The sequence below is a fragment of the Cryobacterium sp. TMT2-14 genome (genome assembly GCF_004402465.1).
Lineage (GTDB): Bacteria > Actinomycetota > Actinomycetes > Actinomycetales > Microbacteriaceae > Cryobacterium > Cryobacterium sandaracinum.
The window spans coordinates 87,341-94,176 of the sequence record NZ_SOFV01000035.1; the positions used below are offsets into that span (position 1 = coordinate 87,341).

Genomic DNA, 6,836 nt, shown 5'->3' on the forward strand with positions numbered 1-6,836 from the left:
CGCTGTCAGGTCGGCGGCTTCGTCCGCCGCGCTCACGGATGACTCGGCTTCGGAACTGACGCCGGCCGAAACACGCTCGGCCTCAGCTTCGGGGCCCGCCCCGTGGGCGCCCGACGCGTCGGCACCGGCCCCTCTTCCACCCGTCGAGGCTCCCGCGCCTCTGCCGATGCTCGGCGGGAACGGGCCGGACGAGTCTGACCGGAGCGGCAGCATCCGTTCGGAGAAAGCCGATCTCGCACCGGCGCCGTGGTGGACCACCTTCACGCAGTCGCCGCTCGAGCTGACCGCTGAGGAGGTCGCGGCCGCCGATCTGCTGGCCGGGCGCACGCCGCCTGCTCCCGACCCCGAGCCGGCCGCGCTGCCGGCTCCGGTCTCCGCCCGCGGCCGTCTGCGCGCACGACTGGCCGCGTCACTGTCGACTCCGGTCCCTCTCGCGGGCCAGGCCCGCGACGCCGCCGGGATCGCTGGAGCCGGGGCCCGAGTTGCGGCGGGAGCCGCGGCCGTTGTTGCCGCCCCAGGTGCCCCGTTAGCCGCGGCAGCCATCCCGGCGCCGGAGGCAGCCTTCCCCGCACCGGATGCCCGTGCAGGTACACGGCTGGCCGAGACGGCGGCGCAGGCCTCGGCCGCGGCCCGCTCCGCGCCCACCGCCGCCCCGACTCCACCTTCACTGGCCGCAACGCCGGCCCACCTGTCCACCACGTCCGCGTCCGCGTCAGCCACGTCCGCGTCCGCCGCGCCCGCGTCCGCCGTCACTGCTTCCCCCGAACCTGCACCAGCCGGGGCTGGGGCCGGTATCCACGCCGGTGCGAGTGCTGCTGCTGCCACCACTCCGCGGCCCGCGTCGGGTACGACCAATATGTTCGGTGCGGCATCCCCGCGCCCCGCGTCGGGTACGAACTCCTCGTCGGGCGTGGCCACTCCGGTCGCAGCGAACGGCCGGCGTTCCGCAGTGGACGCGGCGCCGTCCGGCGCCGTTGCCGATGCCGCGCGGCTGGCCTCGGCCGGTCGCCCGCCCGGAGGCAGCCGCCCCGGCAGGCCCCGGCTTCTGATCTGGAGCGTCGGCGGCCTGGTGGTCGTGCTCGCGCTGGCGGCACTGTTCTTCCTCGGGCAGAGCCTGGTCGGCGGCGACGCTGCCCCCGTTGCGGTGGCCACGTCCAGCGCTACACCTGCCCCGAGCGCCACCCCGAGTGTGGCGCCGTCGGCGCCGCCCGAGGCCACCGGCCCGCAGCCGGTCGGCGTGCACCAGTGGGACACCCTGTTCGGCGGCGAATGCCTGCAGCCGTACGTGACACCCTGGGAAGAGGAATTCACGGTCGCCGACTGTGCCACCCCGCATGCGGCTCAGCTCGTGTACCGCGGAGTGTTCGCCGGGGATGCCGCCACAGCCTTCCCTGGCGAGGCCGAGCTGGCCGGGCAGATCAACCTGCTCTGCAGCGCGACCGGCGTCATCGACCTGGCCGCGGCCTCGGCCTACGGCGACGTGCAGGTGCAGGGTAGTTACCCGATCACCGAGGAACAGTGGTCCGATGGCGGCCGCTCCTACTACTGCTTCGTGAGCCGGGCCTCCGGCGAGCCGATGAACGCGAGCATCGCGGGCCCCGGACCGGTACCCGCCGCATAAGCGTTCCGGAGCATCCGTCACCGACGTCTGCCGCCTGGCTGTCTGGCTGCCTGGCTGCCTTGTAGCGCAGCGGAACCCCAGCCGTGCAACCGGGATCCGCCGTCGCCGCCCATGCCCGATGATCGAACGAATTCGACGGAGATTTTGCCGAAAATGGTCAGTTCTGGGTCGCAACCGGGGTGGTGGCGCAAAATCTCCGTCGAATTCGTCAGGGCCTGGCGGGAGGGAGAGCGGGAGCAGGAGCGGCGGGCGCGGCGGTAGAAGTGCTGAGGCGACGGGTGCGGCAGAGCGCGGCTACGATGGGAGCGGCGGAACCTAGATCGCGTCGGACTCCACGGGCTCCTTGGAGACCAGCTCGTGCACGCCGGAGAGGATCTCGTCCGGGCGGAACGGGTAGCGGTGCACCTCAGCGTCGTCACTGATGCCGCTCATCACGAGAATGGTGTGCAGCCCGGCCTCGATCCCGGCGATGATGTCGGTGTCCATCCGATCACCGATCATGGCCGTGTTCTCCGAGTGCGCGCCGATCTTGTTCATCGCTGAGCGGAACATCATCGGGTTCGGCTTGCCCACCACATAGGGCTCCATGCCGGTGGCCTTGGTGATCAGGGCCGAGATTGCACCCGTGGCGGGCAGGGGGCCGTCCGCACTGGGGCCGGTCGCATCCGGGTTCGTCGAAATGAAGCGGGCACCGTTCAAGAGCAGACGGATGGCCTTGGTGATGGCCTCGAACGAGTAGTTGCGGGTTTCGCCGACCACCACGTAGTCCGGGTTCGTCTCGGTCATGATGAAACCCGCCTCGTGCAGGGCGGTCGTGAGTCCGACCTCGCCGATCACGAAGGCGGTGCCGCCGGGCGCCTGGGAGCGGAGGAAGTCGGCCGTCGCCAGCGCGGAGGTCCAGATGCGGTCTTCGGGCACGTTCAGGCCCGAGGCGCGCAGGCGGGCACTGAGGTCCCGGGGGGTGAAGATCGAGTTGTTCGTGAGCACCAGGAACGGCGTGCCGGCGTCGCTCCACTGCTGCAGCAGCTGCGCCGCGCCCGGCAACGGGCTGTTTTCATGCACGAGCACGCCATCCATATCGGTGAGCCAGCATTCGATGTCTTCGCGGCGTGTCATTGGGTGCTCCCTTGGTTCGGGGATAAGCCTAGCGGCGCGAGGTTTCCGGACGGTTACGAGGTGAGCCAGATCGATCGGGCCGCCGCAGACGACAGCCGACAGATGCCGCCGCCCGGCAGCCGCACCACGCCGGGTTCGAGAACGGTGAGCCGGGTTCCCGGGCCGACCCGGTGCACGGCAAGGTCGCGCAGGATGTCCGGGTCGCGGTCACTGATGCGCACGACCGCCCCGACGTGGCCGGGTGCGGCCTCCGCCAGCAGGATGGCGTCCGGCCGGGTCAGGCTGCCGTCCTCGGCCGGGATCGGGTCCCCGTGCGGGTCGGCCGACGGATGCCCGAGCCGATCGTCGATCGCCGCCAGCAGCCGGTCCGAGATCGAGTGCTCGAGCACCTCCGCCTCGTCGTGCACCTCGTGCCAGTCGTAGCCCATTTCCCGCACGAGCCAGGTCTCGATCAACCGGTGCCGGCGCACCACCGCGGTCGCCCGCAGGAAACCGGTCCGGCTCAGGGTGAGCGGCCCGTAGGGGACGTGCTCGATCAGGCCGCCGGCGGCGAGCTTCTTCACCATCTCGGTGACCGATGACGGCGCCACCCCCAGCCGCGCGGCCAGCACCGAAGGCGTGATCGGGTTCGGCTGCCATTCGGTGTGCGCGTAGATGGTCTTGAGGTAGTCCTCGGCCGCGGGTGTGGGGTGTTTCATCACGCCCCTGTGAACACGAGCACGAGCAGCACCACGTTCAGGGCCACCAGGAGCAGGACGCAGACGGCGCCGGCGACTGTCGTGTACCAGCGGTTGACATGCTCGCCGAGCACCCCGCGCTGCATGGTGAGCCAGACCAGGGGGATCAGCGCGAACGGGATGCCGAACGACAGGACGACCTGGCTGAGCACCAGGGCCTCGGTCGGGTCGAAACCCACCCCCAGGATCAGCAGCGCGGGAATGAGGGTGACCACGCGACGCGCCAGCAGCGGCACGCGCACGTGCAACAGGCCGTGCATGATCTCCGCTCCCGCGTACGCTCCGACCGAGGTGGAGGCCAGCCCGGAGGCGAGCAGCCCGACCGCGAACACCGTCGCGATCACGGGCCCGAGGGTTGCCTCGAGGGCGGCGTGGGCGCCCTCGAGCGTGTCGGTCCCGGCGACGCCCTGCAGAGCGGATGCCGCGAGCAGCAGGATCGACAGGTTCACCGTGCCGGCGATGGCCATCGCGATGGTGACGTCCCATTTGGTGGCCCAGAGCAGGCGTCGCGTTGCTGCGCCGTCCGCCACGACGGGGAATCGGTCCCGGGTGAGCGCGGAGTGGGCGTAGATGGCGTGCGGCATGATCGTCGCGCCGAGGATGGACGCGGCCAGGAGCACCGAATTCGCGCCCTCGAACCGCGGCACGAGGCCGGCGACGACGCTGCCGGCATCCGGCGGAGCGAAGAACACCCCGGCCGCGAAGCCCACGGTGATGATGAGCAGCAGCGCCACGATGACGCGTTCGAAGGTGCGCGGGCCGCGCCGGGTCTGCACCGTGAGCACGATCATCGAGATGACCCCGGTGATCACGCCGCCGGCAAGCAGGGGGAGGCCGAAGAGCAGGTTCAGGGCGACCGCGCCGCCGATGATCTCGGCCAGGTCGGTGGCCATGGCCACCAGTTCCGCCTGCACCCAGTAGAGGCGGCGGGTGAGCGGGCGCCGAATACGTACCCCGAGAATTTCCGGCAGGCTCGTGCCGGTTACGATGCCGAGCTTGGCCGAGAGGTACTGGATCAGCCAGGCCATCACGTTGCCGGCCACGACCACCCAGACCAGCAGGTAGCCGTAGCGAGCACCGGCCGTCATATTGCTGGCGACGTTGCCGGGGTCGAGGTAGGCCACGCCCGCGACGAGGGCAGGGCCGAGCAACCAGAGCAGGTGAGAGGATGCCACGGTGGCGATCTCAGGGACCGGTCCCCTCGCATCCGTGCGCACGTTGTTTTTAGCCACACCGAAAGGATAGGGCAGATTTAGGCATGCCGAAAGATCAGTGCCTGCGTGGGCGGCCCGGCACACCAACGTTTCGGCGCGGTCATACGTTTTAGTAGCTAAGCAGAGGGAGGAAACGGGTTCACGGTCGGTGGGGCCGAGGCCTACGTGCGGCGGGCCATCTTCAGCGGCTACCTCGACGAGGGCCGGAAACGCACCCCTGTGGAGCCGGATCGCCCACCGGGCCGCGCTGTCCGCAGCGCTCGCCGGGCCGCTCGCCGCCGGAACCACCGACCGTGCCACCCACCCGATCACCCACCCGATCCCGCCCCGACCGGCCCGCGCTCCCGCCGGGGGAGTACCAGATCTCGGCGGCGATCGACCCGTTCACGGATGCCGGCGCCGGCCGGTCTGACGCTGCGCTGACCCTGTGCCGAGACGCGGCCGCCTCTGAACTGGGCGGTTACTCCTCGCGCAGGTCCTCGGGAATCGTGGCGACGGGGACCGGGGCCTTGCCGCGGGTGCGCTTCTTCTCGCGGCCGGCCTTGTAGAGCTCGGACAGGATCGGCACGCCCGAGAGCAGCACGATGCCGATGATGAAGAATTCGGAGTACGTCGCCACGAACTCGATCTGGCCGAGCAGGTAGCCCATCAGGGTGCTTCCGACACCCCAGGCGAAGGCGCCGATCAGGTTGAAGAACACGAAGGTGCGGTAGTGCATCCGTCCCACACCGGCGGCGAGAGGCACGAAGGCGCGGAACACGGGCAGGAAGCGGGCGATGATGATGGCCTTGCCGCCGTGCTTGGCGAAGAACGCGTTGGTGCGTTCCACGTTCTTCGGGTTGAACAGGCGGTTCTGCTCGCGGGTGAAGACGGCGGGGCCGGACTTGCGGCCGATTAAATAGGCGACCTGGTCACCGGCGAACGCGGCGATGAAGATGACGAGGCAGGTCACCCAGATCGGAAAGGGCACATCCCCGGTGGCGGTGAGCAGGCCCACGGTGAAGAGCAGCGAGTCGCCGGGCAGGAACGACAAGACGATGAAAGCCGTCTCGACGAACACGATGGTGGCCACGCCGAGGAGCACGAACGAACCGAACCAGCCGATCAGCCACTCCGAGTCGAGAAAGTCGATACCGAAGAGCGTGGGATGCATGGTGATGGTTCCTTCCGGGCGGGGTGCGAGCCGGCGAAACGCGAACCCTGCAAGTCAGAATACCCGACGGCATGCCCGGCATGCCCGGCACGCCCGGCGGTGCCCGGCGGGATACGTTGGATCGGTGCAAGAACCGCAGAACCCCACGCCCGAACTGTCCACCCACGGCGTCGGACCCTGGGCCGGAGAGTGGCCCGAGGAGTCGTTCTACGACCGCGAGCTGCTCGAGCGCGGCGACACGCGCAACGTGATCGACCGCTACCGCTACTGGAGTATGGCGGCGATCGTCGCCGACCTCGACGAGAAGCGGCATCCGTTTCACGTCGCCATCGAGAACTGGCAGCACGACATGAACATCGGCTCGATCGTGCGCAGCGCCAACGCGTTCGCCGCCGACACGGTGCACATCATCGGGCGCAAGCGGTGGAACAAGCGCGGGGCCATGGTCACCGACCGGTACCAGCACGTGCTGCACCACCCGGATGTCGCGTCCTTCGTCGAGTGGGCCGCCGCCGAGACCTTGCCGATCATCGCCATCGACAACGTGCCCGGCAGCGTGATCATCGAAACCTTCCGCTTCCCCGAGCGCTGCGTGCTCCTGTTCGGGCAGGAGGGTCCCGGCCTCTCTCCCGAAGCGATCGAGGCAGCGGATGCCGTCGTCGAGATCAGCCAGTTCGGCTCCACCCGCTCGCTCAACGCGTCGGCCGCCGCGGCTGTCACCATGCACAACTGGGTGTTGCAGCACCGGTTCTGAGCGGGCGTTTCACCACCCCGATCCCTCCACAATCAGGGCCTGATCGGGTTATCCACAGGGTGCGTGTAGGTGGGCGGATGCCGCGGGTAATGTCGGTGGGTGCCCGTAGCGTGTGTGTCATGAAGCCCTCATTTATTGAAGTGCAAGAGGCTCTCGGGGAGCATTTCGAGGCGATCGCGGAGGCCGAATTGGCCATCGCCGTGGCGTTCGCTCGGCGGGCGGAGTTGGTCGAGGCGGGCCG

The 6,836-nt window shown here is 69.5% G+C and carries 6 protein-coding genes; 2 read left to right on the forward strand and 4 right to left on the reverse strand.

Annotated elements, in window-relative coordinates:
* Positions 1–166: 166 nt before the first annotated feature.
* On the forward strand, positions 167–1,621 hold the full coding sequence (locus tag E3O28_RS16410) for a hypothetical protein (protein ID WP_166784820.1): 1,455 nt from the start codon (positions 167–169) through the stop codon (positions 1,619–1,621).
* A gap of 315 nt (positions 1,622–1,936) precedes the next feature.
* Here E3O28_RS16410 and E3O28_RS12640 read toward each other — a convergent pair whose 3' ends face one another.
* From E3O28_RS12640 to E3O28_RS12655, 4 genes are all read right to left on the reverse strand, one after another.
* A complete protein-coding gene (locus E3O28_RS12640; protein ID WP_104100098.1) occupies positions 1,937–2,737 on the reverse strand; it encodes an HAD-IIA family hydrolase in 801 nt (266 codons plus the stop codon).
* A gap of 53 nt (positions 2,738–2,790) precedes the next feature.
* Positions 2,791–3,435: a metal-dependent transcriptional regulator gene (locus E3O28_RS12645; RefSeq protein WP_134343161.1), complete on the reverse strand. Its 645-nt coding sequence runs from the start codon at positions 3,433–3,435 to the stop codon at positions 2,791–2,793.
* Positions 3,435–4,658, reverse strand: a complete 1,224-nt coding sequence (locus E3O28_RS12650; protein ID WP_134416269.1) for an Nramp family divalent metal transporter — start codon at positions 4,656–4,658, stop codon at positions 3,435–3,437. The genes E3O28_RS12645 and E3O28_RS12650 overlap by 1 nt, the downstream gene beginning before the upstream one ends.
* A 490-nt stretch (positions 4,659–5,148) precedes the next feature.
* Positions 5,149–5,841, reverse strand: coding sequence for a VTT domain-containing protein (locus E3O28_RS12655; RefSeq protein WP_134374774.1), 693 nt, complete (start codon positions 5,839–5,841; stop codon positions 5,149–5,151).
* 124 nt (positions 5,842–5,965) lie between these two features.
* Here E3O28_RS12655 and E3O28_RS12660 point away from each other — a divergent pair, with 124 nt between their 5' ends.
* A complete protein-coding gene (locus tag E3O28_RS12660; protein ID WP_104100100.1) occupies positions 5,966–6,595 on the forward strand; it encodes an RNA methyltransferase in 630 nt (209 codons plus the stop codon).
* Positions 6,596–6,836 lie beyond the last annotated feature (241 nt).